The sequence below is a fragment of the Micromonospora sp. CA-246542 genome (assembly GCF_050942905.1).
In the GTDB taxonomy this organism is placed as follows: domain Bacteria; phylum Actinomycetota; class Actinomycetes; order Mycobacteriales; family Micromonosporaceae; genus Micromonospora.
Genome location: NZ_CP192040.1, coordinates 1,763,842 through 1,782,093 on the forward strand (window position 1 = coordinate 1,763,842; position 18,252 = coordinate 1,782,093).

Here is an 18,252-nt window from a genome sequence, read left to right on the forward strand (position 1 = left end):
GGCAAGCGGCTCGGGCCAGGCTGCGGAGTACCGGGCGGCCGATAGACTCTCCGGTCATGAGCGTTGAAGAGGACACGGCCAACCACGGTCGGCTGCTGGAGACGGTCCGCGGTCCGCAGGACGTCAAGCGGATGTCCGGCGAGGAGCTGGATGTGCTCGCCGCCGAGATCCGGGACTTCCTGATCGCCAAGGTCTCCCGCACCGGCGGGCACGTCGGGCCCAACCTCGGCGTGGTCGAGCTGACGCTGGCCATGCACCGCGTCTTCGACTCCCCCCGGGACCGGCTCCTGTTCGACACGGGCCACCAGGCGTACGTGCACAAGATCCTCACCGGGCGTCAGGCCGGCTTCGACAAGCTCCGCCAGCGCGGTGGCCTCTCCGGCTACCCCAGCCAGGCCGAGAGCGAGCACGACCTCATCGAGAACTCGCACGCCTCCACCGCGCTCTCCTACGCCGACGGCCTGGCCAAGGCGTACGCCCTGCGGGGTGAGCAGCGCAGCGTCGTGGCCGTGGTCGGCGACGGCGCGCTCACCGGCGGTATGTGCTGGGAGGCGCTGAACAACATCGCCACCGCCGGCAACTCGCTGGTCATCGTGGTCAACGACAACGGCCGCTCGTACTCGCCCACCATCGGCGGACTGGCCGACCACCTCTCGTCGCTGCGACTCAACCCGGGCTACGAGAAGGTCCTCGACACGGTCAAGGACGCCCTCGGCTCCACCCCGTTGGTCGGCAAGCCGATGTACGAGGTGCTGCACGCGGTCAAGAAGGGCATCAAGGACGCGGTCGCCCCGCAGGCCATGTTCGAGGACCTGGGCATCAAGTACGTCGGCCCGGTGGACGGGCACGACGTGGCGGCCGTCGAGTCGGCCCTGCGCGCGGCGAAGAACTTCGGTGGCCCGGTGATCGTGCACGCCGTGACCCGCAAGGGGTACGGCTACCGCCCGGCCGAGGAGGACGAGGCGGACTGCCTGCACGGCCCGAGCAGCGCCTTCGACGTGGAGACCGGCACGCTGCTGGCCGCCCCATCGGTGAAGTGGACCCACGTCTTCGCCGACGAGCTGCTGGCCATCGCCGACGATCGGCCCGACGTGGTGGGCATCACCGCCGCCATGGCCGAGCCGACCGGCATCGCCAAGCTGGCCCGCAAGTACCCCGAGCGGGTGTACGACGTGGGCATCGCCGAGCAGCACGCCGCCACCTCGGCGGCGGGCCTGGCGCTCGGTGGCCTGCACCCGGTGGTCGCCGTCTACGCCACGTTCCTCAACCGCGCCTTCGACCAGGTCCTGCTGGACGTGGCGATGCACAAGCTGCCGGTGACCTTCGTGCTGGACCGGGCGGGCATCACCGGCCCGGACGGCCCCAGCCATTACGGCATCTGGGACATGTCGGTCTTCGGTGTGGTGCCCGGTCTGCGGATCGCCGCTCCCCGTGACGCCGCGACCCTCCGCGAGGAGCTGCGCGAGGCGGTCGCCACCGACGACGGCCCGACCGTCCTGCGGTTCCCGACCGGCGCGGTCGCCGCGGACCTTCCGGCGCTGCGCCGGGTCGGCACCGTCGACGTGCTGGCGGAGTCGGCGCGTACCGATGTGCTGCTCGTCGCTGTCGGCTCCTTCGGTCAGATGGGCATGGAGGTCGCCGCCCGGGTCGCCGAGCACGGCTACGGCGTGACCGTCGTCGACCCCCGCTGGGTGCGCCCCGTGCCGGCCGAGCTGGTCGACATGGCCGCCCGCCACCGGCTCGTGGTCAGCATCGAGGACGGCGTCCGGGTCGGCGGTGTCGGCGACGCTCTCGGCCAGGCGATGCGCGACGCCGACGTCCGGGTGCCGCTCAAGGACCTGGGCGTACCGGCCGACTGGCACCCGCACGGCACCCGCGCGCAGATCCTCGCCGACCTCGGCCTGACCGCGCAGGACGTGGCCCGTGACGTCACCGGCTGGATCTCCCGCCTGGACGCCACCCCGGACCACCTGACCCCCACCAGCAAGACGGCAGCCCAGAACTAGGGCCTGTTTCATAAGGGCGGTCGAGCCGAGGCGGAGTCCGGGCGGCGGTCCGGCAAGGCGCGGTTTCGTCCGGATACCGGTGTTGTATCCGGACGAAACCGCAACGCCGCCGGTCGTCGTCGGGGCCCGCCGCAGGCCGGCCAGTTCTTATGAAACAGGCCCTAGCCCCGGCTCCACCGACGGCGGGCGCCCCCAGGGGCTGCCCGCCGTCGTGCGTCCGCGCCACCCCGGCCGCGTCCCCGCGCGACCTCCCACCCTCTCGCCGCGCGCCGATCTTGCACTTTCGGTTGTCGAAGCGCACCCCTTTGCGTCTTATGTCGCAGCAGAAAGTGCAAGATCGCCGGGGCGGGCCGGGGCGGGCCGGGGCGGGCCGGGGCGGGGCGGGGCGGGGCGGGGTGGGGGTTAGCGGTGGGGGCTTACTGAGCGGTAGTGGGTTTTGTCGGTGTTGGCGAGGCTGTAGGTCTGGGTGCGGGACGGTTCCGGCACGACCACCAGGCCGGGGCGTTCCACCAGCAGCGGGGTGCCCGGCGGCACGGAGAGCGAACTGTCCCGGGTGGCCCGCCAACTGAGCACCAGAAGCGGTTGGTTGGGGACCGGAAGCTGGTACGTCTGCAACGGGGTGGCCCGGTCGGCCGGCGACACCACCGGCGCGCTCCCGTCCGCCGGTCGGTAGACGACAGCGGTCATCGTGCCGGCGTCGGTGTCCCAACTGAGCTGCTGCAACTCGGCCGGCTCGCCGCCGCCGAGCGCCACCTCGCCGAGCGACCGGACCGAGAGCTTCGCCATCGGCCAGGACGTCGGTACCGACTTCGGCGCGTCCCGGTCGCCGATCCGGCGCGGAATGCTGCCGAAGGGACCCCGTTCACCGGCCAGCACACAGGTGTCCAGGCCGGTGAGCGCCCGCCGGCCGGCGCCGGACTCGTCCCGTACCAGCGGATAACGCGGGTCGGTCGTACCGGTGCCCAGGTCGAGCAGCCGGTCGGCGGCCCGCCCCCGGGGCAGTGACTCGGTGGCGCGCAGGGTCGCCGTCACGCCGACCGCCGTGCAGGCCGGCACATCGACCGGCGCGCTGAGGCCGTCGGCGATGGCCAACGCCCGACCCTGCGGCCCGAGCAACTGCTGCACCCGGGCCGAGACCAGGTAGCGCCGGCCGCCGGTCGTCTGGACCGGCAGCACGTCGGAGTAGACCAGGTAGCCGGGGTCGGTGTACTCGGTGGCGCGGCTGATCGCGTACCGGCCGCCGTCACCGGTGAGTTGCAGCAGCCAGGACGCGCTCTCGCCCGGCACGTCGGCCGCGACCAGGGCCACCGGGGCCCCGTCGACGCGTCCGGAGAAGAGGATGCCGGACGACGGCAGGTGCGCCCGGTCGTCGTCCGGTGACCGCCAGTCGCGTACCGCCTCGGTGACCGCCGTCGTCGCCCCGGCGTCGCCGGACAGGTCGCCCCGGGGCGGCCACACGGCCAGTGTGCCGTCGAGGCTGTCGTACCCCACCCGCAGGTCGCGAGGCGCGCGGTCCGCGACGGGACCGCATGCGGTGCTGACCAACAACGCCGTCACCAGGGCGGCGAGCGTCCTGCCGTGCCGGCGGCCCGGAGTCACCTGATCCGCCCCCGATCGCCTCGCCGTCGCTGTCGGAAAGCGCCATAGTACGAGATGTCCGATGCGACGCCGCCGCTGGCCGGTTCCGCGTCCGCCACAATGGACATCACCGGGGCTTTAGTGCCCTTTTCGCCGCTCGGGTAGACTCCGCCGACTGTGACGCCTGCCGAGTCCCGCGCCCTCGCTTCCCGGGCCAGGTCCGTCGGGGCGCCCGGCGATTCCGCCGCTCCGGCCGACCGGGTCGACACCGCTCCGGCCCCGCTGACCTCGACCGCACCCGAAACGACCGAACCGGGCCCGACCGCCCCCGAGGAGGCCGACCCGTCGCAGGTCGCGCCGCACACGGCCGTGCCGGACCGGGTCGCAACGCACGAGGCCGCGCCGCACGACGCCGTGCTGGATCAGACCGTGCCGGACGAGGCCGTGCGGCACGACGCCGTGCTGCACGAGGCTGCTCCGGACACGACCGTGTCGGAGACCACCGCGCCGGACGGGGCGGTCCCGGCGTCCGGGCCGAGGCGGAGCCGTTGGGCCCGCTGGACCCGACGACGGCAGCACCTGGCGGTCGGCGCGCTGTTCCTGCTCGCCGCCCTCTGGGTGACCAGCCGGATCTGGCTGGACCCGGCCGGCCGGGTGGCGTCGCTCTACACCGGTGACCCGGCTCAGGTGCAGTTCTTCCTCGCCCACTCGGTACGGGTGGTGCTGCACGGTGAGTACCCGTTCTACACCGAGCAGTTCAACTACCCCGACGGCGTCAACCTGATGGCCAACACGGCGGTGCTGGCGCTGGGCATCCCGATGGTGCCGGTGACCCTGCTGTTCGGTCCGGCGGTGTCCTTCGTGGTGCTGGTGACGCTCGGCCTCGCCGGGACGGCCATGGCCTGGTATCTGGTGCTCCGCCGCCACATCGTGCGTACGCCGCTCGCGGCGGCTGTCGGTGGCTGGTTCTGCGGCTTCTCCCCGGCGATGCTCTCGCACGCGAGTTGGCACCCGAACATCATCAGCCAGTTCCTGCTGCCGTTCATCGTCTGGCGGGTCCTGGTGTTGACCCGTTCGCGCCGGCCGGTCCGCGACGGCGTCCTGCTGGCTCTGCTCGTCACCGCGCAGGCGTTCATCAACGAGGAGATCCTGCTCTTCACGGCGCTGGCCTGCGGGATCTTCCTGATCGCGGTGGTGGTCCAGGAGCCGGCCCGTTGGCGGGCGGCGTGGCGACCGCTGGCCGCCGGTCTCGCCGCCTGCGCGCTGCTGGCCGGGGCGCTGCTCGCGTACCCCCTGTACGTGCAGTTCGTCGGGCCGATGGCGTACCACGGGCTCAGCGACGCGGTGCAGGACTACGGCAACGACATCGCCGCCTTCTTCGCCCCCGGCTCGGCCACCCTCGGCGGCAACCAGCGGGCCAACGTCAACCTGGCGCCGAACTACTCGGAGGAGAACGCCTTCTTCGGCTGGAGCCTGTCGATGCTCGCCGTCGGCGTCGTGGTCTGGCTGCGTCGGGAGATGCTCGTCCGGGCGCTCGCCGCGACCGGCGCGTTCTTCGCCCTGCTCTCCCTCGGTGAGCAGATCTCCTGGTGGGACCGGGACCTGATCACCGGGCCGTGGGAGCTGCTGGTGCACCTGCCCCTGCTGGACGCGGTGGTACCGACCCGGTTCGGTCTGATCACCACGGTGGTCATCGGCCTGCTGCTCGCGATCGCCGTCGAGCGGGCCTGGGCGCTGCGGCCGGCCGACCGGCGTACCGTCCGGACGCTCACCGCCGCCGGCCTGGCGTTCGCGCTGCTGCCGATCGCTCCGATGCCGCTGCGGATGGTGTCCCGGCCCCCGGTGCCGGAGTTCATCACCGCCGACCGGTGGCGGGCGTACGTCGGTCCCGACCAGACGCTCGTGCCGATCCCGGTGCCCAGCATGGGCAACACGCACGGCATGCGCTGGGCGGCGGCCACCAACCTCGACTTCAAGATCCCGGGTGGCTACTTCCTCGCCCCCCGCAACGGCAACACGGGCGACCCGGGCCGGTTCGGCGGACGACCCAGCGGGGTGGGCCAACTGCTGGAGGAGGTGGCGACCACCGGTCGTACGTCCAAACTGGACGACCGGCAGCGTCGGCGCTTCACGGACGAGCTGCGGCACTGGCGGGCGGCGATCCTCGTGCTCCCGGTGCGTCAGCAGAACGCCGAGCCGTTGCGGCGTACCGTCGAGGAGCTGGTCGGCCCCGGTCGCCAGGAGTTGGACGTCTGGGTGTGGGATGTCCGGACGCTGACCGACCGCTCGGTCTGATGACCACGGGAACGGCGCCGTCGACGACGCCGGCCGATTCCCGGACCGCGCGCCCGCCCCGAGCGGCGTGGCTGCCGGACGCGCTGGTGGTCGCGGGCTACCTGGCGCTGGCCGTGGTGCTGACCGGCCGGCAGTGGGGTCATCCGCAGCGGCTCTTCCACCAGGCCGGCGACCAGGTGCTCTTCGAGTGGATGCTGGCCCACGCGGCGCACGCCGTGGTCGCGGGGGAGAACCCGCTCTTCAGCGCCGCCCTGAACGCGCCGTACGGCGTCAACCTGATGGCGAACACGTCGGTGCTCGGCCTGGGCGTTCCGCTGGCCCCGGTCACGCTGCTGTTCGGCTCGCAGGTGGCGTTCTGTGTGGCGGTTGTCGGCTGCCTCGCCGGCACCGCCACGGCCTGGTACGCGCTGCTGCGCCGTCGGCTCGTCTCCGCCCGCGTCGCGGCGGCGCTCGGCGGGCTGGTCTGTGGCTTCGCCCCCGGCATGGTCGCTCAGGCCTCCGCGCACCTGCACGTGGCCGCCCAGTTCCTGCTGCCGGCGATCCTCGCCCTGGTGTTCCGAACGGGCACCGGCCGGTCGGCGGTGTGGCGGCCCGGTGTCGGCCTCGGGCTGCTGCTCGTCTGGCAGGTCTTCATCGGCGAGGAGGTGCTGGTCTTCCTGGCGCTCGCCGCCGGGGTGTTCGCGCTGGGCTACGCCCTGGCCGATCGGGCCGCGGCCCGTCGTCTCGCGCCGGCCCTCCTCGGCCGTCTCGCGGTGGCGGCCGTGGTCGGCGCGGTGCTGCTGGCGTACCCACTGTGGTTCCAGTTCCACGGCCCGCAGCACTACGCCGGGATGGCCTTCGCCGCGCACGGCTTCCAGCTCGACGCGGCGTCGTTCACCGCGTCGGCCCGGCAGACGGTGCTCGGGGACGACTGGCTGCCGGGTCTGCTCTCACCGAACCCGACGGAGGAGAACTCGTTCTTCGGCCCCGGACTGCTGGTTCTCGCCGTCGTGGTCGTGGTCTGGCGGTGGCGACGACCGCTGGTCCGCGCGCTGGCCGGCTGCGGTGTGGTCTTCGCCCTGCTGTCGCTCGGCACCGACCTGCGGGTGGACGGCAGCGCCACCGGTATCCCGGGCCCGTACCGGCTGGTCGCCGGACTGCCGCTGCTCGACCTGGCGGTGCCGGCCCGGTTCGCGCTGGTCTGCGTGCCGGTGCTCGGCGTCCTGGTGGCGCTCTTCGTGGACCGCGTCGCCCGAGCCCGCCGGACGGCCGTGCCGGGCCTGCCGGTCCGGCTGGTGTGGGCGTCGGCGGTGGCCGCCGCGTTGCTGCCGTTGACGCCGACACCGATCCGCGTTGTTCCGGTCCCGCCGGTGCCGGCCTTCGTCGCCGAGGGCGGATGGCGAACGCTGGTGCCGCCCGGGCGGACCGTGGTGGGCGTGCCTCCGGTCACCGGCGCCGCGCTGAGCCCGGTCATGCTCTGGTCGGCGCGTACCGGGCTGTCGTTCGACGCCCCGGGCGGGTACTTCATCGGGCCCAGCGGGCCGGACGATCCGGCGGCCCGCTGGGGCGCTCCGGACCGGCCCACCGCCGTGCTGCTGCGCCGGGTCGCCGAGACCGGCCTGACACCGGTGCTGAGCACGGCCGACCGCCGCCAGGCCGTCGAGGATCTGCGGCACTGGCGAGCGGCGGTCGTGGTACTCGGCCGGCTGCCCAACGGCGACGCCGTCCGGCGGACGGTCGACGACCTGCTCGGCGCGGGCCGCCCGGTCGACGGCGGGTGGATGTGGGACGTGCGGCCCCTCGTCGGTTGATCAGCCCACCAGGGCGCGGACGTCCCAGACCCAGACGTCGTCGACCCGCTGCGGCGGCCCGAGCAGCGCGGTGACCAGCTCGCGCAGCACCGCCTCGCGCGGGTGGGCGCCGAGCACCACCACCGACGCCCGCCAGAACCGCAGGTCCTCGACGGCCTGCCGCCGGTTCTCGTCGGTGAGCGGGGGCAGGACCCCCTTGTCCATGGTGGAGTAGATGAGGCTGCTGGTCGGTCGGTTCGGCGCGCCGAAGACACCCTCGCCCAACTCGTTCGGGCCGATGAAGTAGCCGCCCGGGATGGGGAACTCCTGCTCGGTCAGGGCGCTCCAGCGCAGGGTCGGCAGACCGTGCACGTTGCTCGGGATCGGCACCGGCACGAGGGTCCGGCCGGCCGGCACGTACGGCCGCCAGCCGCCCGCGGTGATGAAGTGCGGCGGCGGGTCGATCTGCTGCGCGGGCAGCGGCCGGGGGAACAGCGGCAGCAGGGCGAGGGCGACCGCCGCGTACCCCAGGGGTCGCAGCCACCGTCGGCGCGGCGCGACCGGCGCGGTGGCCGGCTCCCCGGCGCGCGGTGCCGGCGCGAGGCCCGCGCGGGCCTGCCGGGCCGCCGCGTCGCAGAACAACGCCAGGAGTACGCCCACCGCGGCGGCGACCACCAGGGCCAGCCGGGTCGGCATCATCATCTCGACCAGCGGCAGGTCGTCCGACACGTACGACCACGGGCCGGGGATGTCGGTCTCCACCCCGTCGAAGCGCACCCACGGCCCGATCGAGGCCACGGTGAACACCACGACGAGCACCGCGACGACCCGGGTGGCGAGCGAGCGGCGGACGAGCAGCACCAGCGCCACCAGCGAGAGCAGCACCAGCGGCCAGCCGAACCAGGTGTTCTGCTCGGTCAGCCCGATCGTCTTCTCCACCTCCGGGTCACCCGCCCAGGTGTCCCGGGCGAAGGTCACGAAGGCGACCAGGTCCTCGCCCCAGTTGTGGAAGACGCCACCCTGCAGGCCCCGGTAGGACTGGGGGCCGTCGAACTGGAACCAGATCGGGTATGCCGTGAGGGTCAATGCCAGCCCACCGGCCACACCCATCCCGGCCAGGAAGGTCCCGGCCATGGCACGGGTGGCCCGGGGTCGCTGTACCGCGTACGCCAGCACGACGACGAGGCAGGCCAGCGCGGTGAGGAGCAGCATCTCCTCGTTGATGAAGATCTGGTACGCCACCAGCGCGCCGAGCGCCAACCCGTTGCGCAGCCACCGGCCCGGCTCGCCGAGGCGCAGCACCCGCACCACGATCAGCGGGAGCAGGAAGTTGGAGACGAAGTTGGGTTGGCCGTTGGCGTGGTGGATGATGCCCGGCGCGAAACCGAGGAAGGCCCCGCCCACGAAGGCCGCCGCCCGCGAGCGCACCAGGTGCCGCGAGAGCATCCAGTACGCGGTGCCGGCGGTGGCGGCCAGGGCTCCGCCCAGGTAGAGGGCGTACATCACCTGCGGGCCGAGCAGCATGGTGAGCGGGGCCAGCGGCAGCGTCACCCCGAGCAGCGAGGTGTTGGCCATCATGTTCACCCCGTCCGGGGCGTTCTGCCGGGCCGTGAACAGCGGGTTCTCCAGGTGCCGCAGCGAGTACGCGCCGTGCGCGAACAGCCACTCGAACCAACTGTGGTCGGTGGGCAGGTGCGACGAGACCCGACCGGTCACGTCCCCCCAGTAGTTGAGGCAGACGAAGACGCCCAGCAGCACATAGGCTCCGAGGGCCAACAGGTCGGCTCGGGCCGGGCGACGTCGAGGCCGCCGTGTCGGCTCGACCTCGGCCGACGTGGGGTCGGTCACGGAATTCAGCGAGGGGTCTACCACCGGCACAGCCACGACGCGCCATCGTACAGGCGAGGATGCGTCGCTTTTGCCGGGCCGGTACGCCCACGGCCGGTTTGCCGGGCCGCACCCGGTCGGTTGCGCCGGCGATGGAGGGACGGTCCTTGTCGATCATCGAGCTGGGCGAGATCCGGGACGAGCCTCCGTCGCTGCCGCCGGTCCGCCCGCCGCGCGCCGCCGGCCGACCCGTGCGTACCGTGGCCGTGCTGGTGGTTGCCCTGGTCGCCCTCGCTGGCGCGACACCGGCCCGGCACCGGGCCGTCACGTCGGTGCCGACCGCGCCGGGCGCCTCGGCGTACCTCACCGAGGACGGCGTCGTGGTGGTCGACGCGTCCACGCCCACCGGGGACCGGTACCTGAGCGTCTACGACCAGCCCGGGCCCGCGGGTGGGGACGGCGTACGGCGTCGGTGGCGCGTGGCGCTGGATCGCAGCGGCGACTACGTGACCGTGTGGATCCAACGCGGAATGTTGCTGGCGGTGGGTGTTGGCGTCGCCAGTGGTGTGTTGGAGACCACCGCCTTCGACGCGCAGACCGGCCAGCGGCGCTGGCGTCACCCGGGGATCGCCCAGCGGGCGACCGACGGGGGCATGCTCCTCGCCAATGACACGGGCGACGCGCTGGGCACGGTGAGTCGGGTGACGCCCGACACCGGCCGGCTCCTGTGGTCGGTGCCGGTTCCGTTCGGTGGCACCGAATTCCACCGGCGGGGCGGGCAGGTCGACCAGATCGTCTTCGTCCAGCCGACCGGTGAGGTGCAGGTGTACGACGCACACACCGGAGCCCGGCGACACAGCGTCGACACGTTGCCCGGTGATCGCTCGGCGTTCCAGCGGGTGCAGGTCGTGGACGATCTGGTGCTGCTCGTACCACCCGGCAGCACCGAGCTGGTCGCCTTCCGGCTGCCCGCGATGGAGCGGGTCTGGACGTCGCCGGTGCCGCTGGTGGCCTGGGCGGTACCGTGCGCCGATCTGCTGTGCGCGGTCCAGCAGACCGGCGGCATCCAGGCCATCGAACCCGCCACCGGCGCCGTCCGCTGGTCGGACCCGGGGCCGGACATGCTGGTGGACGTCCGGCGGGACAGGCTGCTGGTGGCCACGTCCGAGCAGCAGTACGCGGTGCGCGACGCGCGGACCGGACGGGAACGCGCCGAGTTGGGCCGGTGGCAGCTCGTGAACCAGGTACGCAAGGAGGACGGGCTGCTGGGTGTACGCCCGACGTCCGACGGTCGGCTCGTCGTGGCCGAGCTGGACCTCACCGCCGGCCGGACGCGGATCCTGGACGTCCTGCCGGAGGCGGCGGGCGGGTGTCAGGCGGCGCGGCCCATCCTGCTCTGTCGACGGCTCGACGGCTCGACGGCACTCTGGAGGTTGTCCCGGTGAGCGATGCGGTGATCGACCTCGGGGAGCTGCGGGACGGATCGGACCCCGATCCGCTGCCCCGCCCACCGTCGAGCAGGGGGCGTCCGCTCCGTACGGCGCTCGTCGCGCTGCTGGTGCTCGTCGGCCTCGCCGCGTCGACGCCGACCGCCCCGCGTGAGGTGATGACGCTGCCGGCCGGGCCGGGCTCCGACGCGCTGGTCACTGACGACCTGCTCGTCCTCGTGGAACCGCTGTCCGAGCCGGGACAGCGGCAGGTCAGGGCAACCCGCCTGCCCGGCGGCGAGCTGGCCTGGCGGGCGTCGTTACCGACCGAGGGTCGGTACTGGGGGGTTGCGCAGCAGGGCGAGACGCTGCTGGTCACCGGCCACGAGGTCGGCGCGGACGGGCAGGGGACGCTCACCATCGCGTTGGACCGCCAGACCGGGGCGTACCGGTGGCAGCAGCCCGGCAACGTCACCGCGCTCTCCGACGGCGCTCTGCTGCTGTGGTCGGCGGGCGAGAACGGGGGTGCGCTGCGCGCCGTCGATCCGTGCTGCGGCACGGTGCGCTGGCAGATGTCCGTCGATCCCGGCGTCGACCTGTCGTTCCACGAGGGTGGGTACGGGGTGGACCGTCTGGTGCTCCGCCACCCCGACGGGCCGACCGAGATCCGCGAGGCGGCCACCGGCGCCGTCCTGGCCCGTGCCGACGTCCGCCCGCCCGGCGGCTCGGGCGTCGTGTCCGTGCAGCCGCTGGGCGACCTGCTCGTCACCATCGGTGGCCGTACGGCCATGATCACCGCGTACGGCCTCGACGACCTGCGGCAGCGCTGGAGCGTCCCGTCCGGCGAGGCGATGTTCGCGAGCGACTGCGGCGCCATCATCTGCGTGCTGACCCGCTCCGGCGGCGTACGGACGATCGACGCCGCGACCGGTGCGCCGCGCTGGAGCGACGATCGCTGGGGATGGGTCTGGCCGTCCGCCGGTCGGCTGCTCGCCAGTTCGGTGGGCAGCTCCCCGTCGGGCGTCGAGAATCTCGTCGTGCTCGACCCACCGACCGGCCGGGTGCTCGCGGAGCTGGGACGGTGGGAGGTGGCGCAGTACGCCTCCGACGGTCCTCTGATCGGCGTACGCCGACACCCCGGCGGCGGGCTGCTCGTCGCCCGGCTGGACGTCCGTGCCGGCACCGTGCGCACGTTGGACGTGCTGCCGGGGGCGGGCGGGGAGTGTCAGACCCTCACCGGTCAACTGCTCTGCCGGCGGCGGGACGGCAACTTCGGGTTGTGGCGGTTGCCAAGCTGACCACCGGCGGCCCCACGAGGGAGGATTGCTTGCCCGCCGGCACTAGGTTGTCGGTGGTCAGCAGCGAGGAGGCCGGGATGCGGGTACTGGTGGTCGAGGACGAACGCAACCTCGCCGACGCGATCGCGCGCGGGTTGCGCAAGCGGGGCATGGCGGTCGACGTGGCGTACGACGGTGACGCCGGCCACGAGGCGGCGTTCGTCACCCGGTACGACGTGGTGGTGCTCGACCGCGACCTGCCCGGCGTGCACGGCGACCAGATCTGCGCCGACCTCGCCGCCTCCGGGGCGCTGACCCGGGTGCTGATGCTGACGGCGAGCGGCACGGTGGCCGACCGGGTGGAGGGACTGCAACTCGGCGCGGACGACTACCTGCCCAAGCCGTTCGCGTTCGACGAGCTGGTCGCCCGCGTGCAGGCGCTGGGTCGGCGGGCCACTCCGGCCGCGCCGCCGGTGCTCGAACTGGCCGACCTGGTGCTCGACCCGGCCCGCCGGGTCGCCACCCGCGCCGGTGTGCCGGTGGACCTGACGAACAAGGAGTTCGGCGTGCTCAGCGAGCTGCTCAAGGCCCGCGGCGCGGTGGTGTCCAGCGAGGAGCTGCTGGAGCGGGTCTGGGACGCCAACACCGACCCGTTCACCACCATCGTCCGGGTGACCGTCATGACCTTGCGCAAGAAGCTCGGCGATCCGCCGTTGATCGAGACGGTGGTGGGGGCGGGCTACCGCACCGCCGAGGTGCTGCCGTGAGCCGGCCGGGACGGCTGCGGCCCACCCTGCGGCTGCGGTTGACGCTGCTCAACGGCGTACTGCTGGTCGGCGCGGGCGCGATCCTGGTGCTGCTGGCCTGGCTGCTGGTCCGCGACGCGCTGCGGCCCACCGATGAACTGCTGCCCGGAACGACCGTGCTGCTCTCCGACGGCGGCGAGTTGGACGCCGCCCAGTGGCAGCGCCAACTCGTCGACTCCGCCTCCGGGGAGTTGCTGGCCAAGGGCCTGGTCGCGCTGTTGGCGATCAGCGTGGTGGGGGTCGCCGGCGCGTACGCGGTGGCCGGCCGGGCGCTGCGACCCCTGCACCAGGTCACCGCGACCGCCCAGCGGCTCGGTGAGGCGACCCTGGACCAGCGCATCGGCTACTCGGGCGCGGACGACGAGGTGGCCGAGCTGGCGAAGACGTTCGACGCGATGCTGGACCGGATCGCGTCCGCGTTCGAGGCGCAGAAGCGCTTCGTGGCGAACGCCTCGCACGAGCTGCGTACCCCGCTCGCCGTCATGCGTACCGAGATCGACGTGACGCTCAGCGACGACGACGCGGACGCCGCCGAGTACCGCCGGATGGCGACCGTGGTGCGGGACGCCTCGGAGCGCGCGAACAGCCTGGTGGACGCGCTGCTGGTGCTGGCCCGCAGCGAGGCCCAGGCCGGAGGTCGGCTGGGCCGGCGCAGCGAGTGCGACCTGGCCACGGGCACCGCCAACGCGCTGTCCGCGATGCGCCGCGAGGTCGACCGGATCGGCCTGCGGGTGCAGACGTCACTGGAGTCCGCCCCGGTGGTCGGCGACCCGGGGCTGCTGGACCGGTTGGCCGGCAACCTGATTGAGAACGCCGTCCGCTACAACCACCTGCACGGCCGGCTGTGGGTACAGACGGGCACCGATGGCGACCGCTCGTGGCTGGTGGTGGGCAACACCGGCTTCGAGGTGGACCAGGCCGACGTGCCGGGGCTGTTCGAGCCGTTCCGGCGCGGCGGCCGGGAACGTACCGGCGCGCGCGGCTCGGGCCTGGGGCTGTCCATCGTCCGCGCGGTCTGTCAGGCGCACGGTGGAACGGTCCGGGTGGTCGCCCAACCCGGCGGTGGCCTGGAGGTCACCGTCACGCTGCCGGCGGTGGACGCCCCGGCGGTACCCGGGCCGGTGGCCATCAGCGGCTGAGCGACGATTGCGTTACATCACCCCTCGTGGAGGACCACTGTGAGTTCGACGATCCACAACATCAGCATCGACTGTGCCGACACGTACGCCCTGGCCGGCTTCTGGTCGAAGGTCTTCGACTGCCCGATGCAGCCGGACGACCTCCCCGGTGACCCGGAGGCGATGCTGCTGCCGCCCGGCGGCCCGGAGGTGCTGTTTCTCGCCGTGCCCGAGGGCAAGGCGGTGAAGAACCGGCTGCACCTGGACCTGGAGCCCGCCGACCGGACCCGGGCCGAGGAGGTCGAGCGGCTGCTCGGGATCGGCGCGACCCTCGTCGACGATCAGACCAGGCCGGACGGCGCCGGCTGGGTGGTGCTCGCCGATCCGGAGGGCAACGAGTTCTGCGTGCTGCGCAGCGCCGCCGAGCGGGCGGCGACCCCGGCGGGGCCGGCGGGCTAGTGCCGTATGGCGGGGCGCCGCAGTCGCGACGCCCCGCCATAGCCGTGCCGGCGCGTCAGCGCCGGGGCACCGAGAAGTCCTCGGTCGGAGTCGTGTCGCCGGCGCCGTCCGTACTCGCGTGCACGCCCATGCCACGCGCGGCGAAGACCCGCCAGATCTCCCGCTGCCCGCGACCGTGGTTCACCACCCGGTCCGCCAGCAGGATCGCGTCGCGCATGTCCAGGTACGACGGATCCGATGGGGACAGCTCCATCGCCCGGGTGATCAGCGAGCGGGCCAGGCGGCTGCCGATCGCGGCCCGCAGGTCCCAGAGCGTCTGTGCCCAGATCTCACCGTCGGCGTGGATCTCCGGCTCGGTGGTCCCCGGCACGGTCGACGAGTTGCGGATCTTGCCGTAATCGCCGTAGGTGTAGCCGCCCGTGCCCGCGGCGGGGTTGCCGGCACACACCGGCTCGGTGCTGTGCACCGGGCAGTCCATCGCCTCGCTACGCACCGAACGACCGCCCAGGATGTAGTCGCCCTCGCGTACGTCACCGTCGACGGCGTCGTCCCGCTCGAGACCGCTGTCGACCAGGTAGTCCAGGCCGTACCAGTCGCTCCACGCCTCGTACATCGCCTGCGCCTGGGCGCTGATCAGGGTCGAGTTGCCGTTGGCGTCGACCACCAACCGGTCGGACAGTCCGTGGGTGTACTCGTGGTAGAGGATGTCCGCGGTGTCTCCCGAGTTACCGGCGAGAACGCTTGCCGACTTGACGAACAGGTACATCTGCATGCGCGGCGCCATGCCGTCCGGCGGGGTGGTCATGTTGGCGTTGTTGTCGTGGTCGCTGTCCGGCAGACCGTTGGCGGTGTCCGCGCCGTCCATCGCCTCGGCGACCACCGCATCGCCGTCGACCGCCTCGAAGTTGCCGGCCGCCCGGGTGAAGCCGATCGGTGCGGCCGCGAGGTGGTCGTGCCAGGTGCCGAGGAAGGAGAAGAGCTGCGCCGCGTTCTGCTCGCGGTTGGTCTGCCAGGAGTACGGCACCGCCGGATTCCACGAGCACTGCCGTTGCGCCGAACACGGGGCGCCGACCTGGTCGGAGAAGTTCGTGAACGGGAAATCGAAGCTGCTCCCGGCGTTCGGCGCGACCTCTTCCGACGCCTGGGCCACGTTGTCGGCGTTCACGTCGGAGTAGACGTGCCCGACGTTGCCCTCCAGCCGGGTCGCGTTCGGCGGCAACCACCGGTTCAGGTCGACCGTGCGCTGGCTTCCGCCGACCGGGGCTCCCGGGTAGTTCTGCCACGTCGTCGCGTGGTGGTTGGCGACCATGCTCCGCTGGAAGAGAACGCTGCCGTCGGCCGCGTCCACCACGCTGAGGTGGCCCCCGTCCATGTCGATCACCTCCCAGGCCAGTCTCGGGCCGGCCTTCGTGTTGAAGACGACCTGGCGGGCGCGACCGCCGTCGGAGAAGGTCGCGGACGACGTGGTCCGGGAGCGCACGGCCGCGGCCGTCGCACCCGACACGGTGCGTACGGCGGCTCGGTGGGCGGCGACGGCGTCCACGCGCGCCGCGCCGAGCGTGGCGGGCAGCCCGGCCAGCGGCACGCCGTCGACCGCGATCAGCCGGCCATCCTTGCTGACGTGCGCCTTGAGGCCGTTGCCGACGACGTCGACCCCGTTCACGCGCTGCACGAAGCTCAGGTGGTGGGTGCCTTCGATGTCGACGTAGTCCTTGCGCAGCCGCAGGGCGGCGATCTCGGCGACGGTCAGGCCGACGACCGAGCGATGGGCCGCCAGATACTCGCGGGCGATCCGCTCGGGAGTGGCAGCGCTCGGCCCGGTCAGGTAACCGTCGAGCCGGGCCAGCCGCCGCAGCGTCGCGGTGTCGCGGTCGATCTCGACGATGCCCTCCGCGCCGAGACTCGCCCGCAGCGAGTTCGCCGCCTCGGCGACCCTGGCGCCGGGGGGCGCGGCCTGCGCGTTGATCGGCAGCAGCGCGGACGCGAGCAGGACGCCCGCCGCCGCGGCGACACCGCGTCGGATGATGGTTGAGCCCACTCTCGTACTCCAATACTCATGCAGGCATCAATGACGCGACAGACGCTAAAGGTCCGTAATGGACATCCACTTGATCGGCGATCGCGGCGGTGGCGGGGTACGCGACCGGTGCTGTTAGATGAGCGGCCACAGCAGGGTGAAGGGTGTGTGGCGGATGGACACGACGGCGATGGAGCCGGTGCAGGCGTACCTCACCGCGACCGGTGAGCGGCTGCGGGCCGACGGTTGCGAGGTGCGGACCGAGGACTGGGGTGGCACGCCGGTGTTGATCGGCTACCGGGGCGACTTCAGGATGCGGTGGATGGCCACCAAGCTGCACCTGTTCACGATCGCCGCGCCGACGATGCGGGTGACGGCCGACGTCCTGGAGGCGTTCAGCACCTCGGCGATGGATTACGTGCTGGCGCGCAAGGGTCAGCTGCGGGGCTTCCAGAACGGGGTGGCGGTGCTCCCCGCCCTGGTCGGCCTCGAGGTCGAGCCGGCCGCCGCCGCGTGGGCACAGGAGAAGCAGCGGCTGAAGTTCGCCGCGCTGGCCCGTCCGGTGGCGGTGGACGCCCGTACCGGCGCCGCCGCCGCCTTCCGGGGGAGCCCCGCGCTCGGCTTCATCTACGCGGCTCACCTACGCGGCAAGCTCGACGCGTACTTCCCGGTCGCCTGACGGCGGTTAGGGCGGGGCCCCGGCCACCCTCGGGTGGTCGGGGCCCGGTCGTGCGTTCCTTCAGGATCGCTGCTCGATCTGACCCCGGACGCCGACGAACTCCGCCTTGGCCTCTTCGGCGGTCTTGAAGTACATGACCACCAGGCCCACGCTGCCCCGGTCGGCCCAGATGCAGACGCCGAGCGGCACGCTCTCGGCCTTGCCGTCGCCGCAGCGCGCGTCGCCACCCAACGGCCCCGCCTCGACCGCCGCCATGTTGGTCACCGACAGCTCGCTGGAGAGCCCGGTCACCGCCTCGTCCAGCTCCTTCTTCGGGTCGGCCATCACGCCGGACACCGCGGCGATCAGGACGAGGTCCTGCTTGGTCGGATCGCCGTAGAACGCGCCGACGGTGCTGGTCTCGTTCTGCACCTCGGTCTTCATCTGGGTGACCATCTGGTCGGCGACCGTCTGCAACTGCGGGTCGGTGTTCTTGGCCCGGCCGGCGAGGGTGGCCGGCGCGACGACCCGGGTCTTGGTGGCGTCGACCACGTCGCCCACCTCGTCCTTGACCGCGAACCAGGTGATCGCCGCGCCGCCGAGGCAGAGCACGAGCACGACGGCCAGCACGATCAGGAGGATCTTGCCGACGTTCGACTTCTTCGGCGGCGGACCGGCCAGGTGCGGGCCCCCGTAGGGCTGCCCCGGCTGCGGAGGCGGGAATCCCTGCTGCGGTGGCCAGCCGCCGGGCTGCTGCGGAGGCGGGAAGCCCTGCTGCTGCGGCCAACCGGGCTGCGGCGGGCCGGGCTGCTGCTCCGCTGCCGGCGGCCCCGGCTGGTACGGCGCTGCCGGCTGGCCCGGCTGGCCCGGCTGGTACGGCGCTGCCGGCTGGCCCGGCTGGTACGGCGGGACGGGGGAGTCGTGCGGCGGCGGCCCGAAGGGGTTGGCCGGTGGCTGGGACATCAGTCAGCTCCAGGATGGGGTGCGAAACGCGTGATCGTAACCCGGCCAGGGC

13 protein-coding genes are annotated in these 18,252 nt (G+C 72.9%); 9 read left to right on the top strand and 4 right to left on the bottom strand.

All coding sequences use genetic code 11. The features are described 5' to 3' along the window. Positions 1-56: 56 nt before the first annotated feature. Positions 57-2,006, top strand: coding sequence for a 1-deoxy-D-xylulose-5-phosphate synthase (gene dxs, locus ACQP0N_RS08295; RefSeq protein WP_433118876.1), 1,950 nt, complete (start codon positions 57-59; stop codon positions 2,004-2,006). 402 nt (positions 2,007-2,408) lie between these two features. Here dxs and ACQP0N_RS08300 read toward each other — a convergent pair whose 3' ends face one another. Beyond that, the gene (locus tag ACQP0N_RS08300) at positions 2,409-3,605 is read right to left on the bottom strand and encodes a hypothetical protein (protein ID WP_433118878.1); all 1,197 of its coding nucleotides are present in this window, start codon (positions 3,603-3,605) and stop codon (positions 2,409-2,411) included. 468 nt (positions 3,606-4,073) lie between these two features. Between ACQP0N_RS08300 and ACQP0N_RS08305 the strand changes: the two genes are divergently transcribed. Both ACQP0N_RS08305 and ACQP0N_RS08310 read left to right on the top strand, forming a co-directional pair. Further along, on the top strand, positions 4,074-5,879 hold the full coding sequence (locus tag ACQP0N_RS08305; RefSeq protein WP_433121512.1) for a hypothetical protein: 1,806 nt from the start codon (positions 4,074-4,076) through the stop codon (positions 5,877-5,879). Continuing rightward, the gene (locus tag ACQP0N_RS08310) at positions 5,879-7,669 is read left to right on the top strand and encodes a hypothetical protein (RefSeq protein ID WP_433118880.1); all 1,791 of its coding nucleotides are present in this window, start codon (positions 5,879-5,881) and stop codon (positions 7,667-7,669) included. The genes ACQP0N_RS08305 and ACQP0N_RS08310 overlap by 1 nt, the downstream gene beginning before the upstream one ends. Here ACQP0N_RS08310 and ACQP0N_RS08315 read toward each other — a convergent pair whose 3' ends face one another. Further along, positions 7,670-9,496: a hypothetical protein gene (locus ACQP0N_RS08315; RefSeq protein WP_433118882.1), complete on the bottom strand. Its 1,827-nt coding sequence runs from the start codon at positions 9,494-9,496 to the stop codon at positions 7,670-7,672. It abuts the gene before it with no gap. Positions 9,497-9,642: 146 nt separating this feature from the next. Between ACQP0N_RS08315 and ACQP0N_RS08320 the strand changes: the two genes are divergently transcribed. The 5 genes from ACQP0N_RS08320 (at position 9,643) to ACQP0N_RS08340 (ending at position 14,562) form a co-directional block, all read left to right on the top strand. Next, entirely contained in the window at positions 9,643-10,920 is a 1,278-nt protein-coding gene (locus ACQP0N_RS08320) for a PQQ-binding-like beta-propeller repeat protein (RefSeq protein WP_433118884.1), read from the top strand. Further along, positions 10,917-12,200: a PQQ-binding-like beta-propeller repeat protein gene (locus ACQP0N_RS08325; protein ID WP_433118886.1), complete on the top strand. Its 1,284-nt coding sequence runs from the start codon at positions 10,917-10,919 to the stop codon at positions 12,198-12,200. The genes ACQP0N_RS08320 and ACQP0N_RS08325 overlap by 4 nt, the downstream gene beginning before the upstream one ends. A gap of 77 nt (positions 12,201-12,277) precedes the next feature. Continuing rightward, positions 12,278-12,946, top strand: a complete 669-nt coding sequence (locus tag ACQP0N_RS08330; protein ID WP_355053305.1) for a response regulator transcription factor — start codon at positions 12,278-12,280, stop codon at positions 12,944-12,946. Continuing rightward, positions 12,943-14,124, top strand: coding sequence for a sensor histidine kinase (locus ACQP0N_RS08335; protein WP_433118888.1), 1,182 nt, complete (start codon positions 12,943-12,945; stop codon positions 14,122-14,124). Before ACQP0N_RS08330 ends, ACQP0N_RS08335 begins: the two co-directional genes overlap by 4 nt. A gap of 39 nt (positions 14,125-14,163) precedes the next feature. After that, a complete protein-coding gene (locus ACQP0N_RS08340; RefSeq protein ID WP_433118890.1) occupies positions 14,164-14,562 on the top strand; it encodes a VOC family protein in 399 nt (132 codons plus the stop codon). A gap of 55 nt (positions 14,563-14,617) precedes the next feature. Here ACQP0N_RS08340 and ACQP0N_RS08345 read toward each other — a convergent pair whose 3' ends face one another. After that, positions 14,618-16,600 (bottom strand): M36 family metallopeptidase, encoded by a 1,983-nt coding sequence (locus ACQP0N_RS08345; protein WP_433118892.1) that lies wholly within the window; start codon positions 16,598-16,600, stop codon positions 14,618-14,620. Positions 16,601-16,754: 154 nt separating this feature from the next. Here ACQP0N_RS08345 and ACQP0N_RS08350 point away from each other — a divergent pair, with 154 nt between their 5' ends. After that, a complete protein-coding gene (locus tag ACQP0N_RS08350) occupies positions 16,755-17,258 on the top strand; it encodes a levansucrase (protein WP_433118894.1) in 504 nt (167 codons plus the stop codon). Positions 17,259-17,318: 60 nt separating this feature from the next. On the opposite strand, the gene ACQP0N_RS08355 is transcribed toward ACQP0N_RS08350, so the two are convergent. After that, the gene (locus ACQP0N_RS08355) at positions 17,319-18,200 is read right to left on the bottom strand and encodes a hypothetical protein (RefSeq protein WP_433118896.1); all 882 of its coding nucleotides are present in this window, start codon (positions 18,198-18,200) and stop codon (positions 17,319-17,321) included. Between the last annotated feature and the right edge of the window lie 52 nt (positions 18,201-18,252).

Coding starts and splice junctions, on each gene's coding strand:
- dxs (WP_433118876.1), top strand. CDS start 57: ATGAGCGTTGAAGAGGACACGGCCAACCACGGTCGGCTGCTGGAGACG.
- ACQP0N_RS08310 (WP_433118880.1), top strand. CDS start 5,879: ATGACCACGGGAACGGCGCCGTCGACGACGCCGGCCGATTCCCGGACC.
- ACQP0N_RS08330 (WP_355053305.1), top strand. CDS start 12,278: ATGCGGGTACTGGTGGTCGAGGACGAACGCAACCTCGCCGACGCGATC.
- ACQP0N_RS08355 (WP_433118896.1), bottom strand. CDS start 18,200: ATGTCCCAGCCACCGGCCAACCCCTTCGGGCCGCCGCCGCACGACTCC.
- ACQP0N_RS08350 (WP_433118894.1), top strand. CDS start 16,755: ATGGACACGACGGCGATGGAGCCGGTGCAGGCGTACCTCACCGCGACC.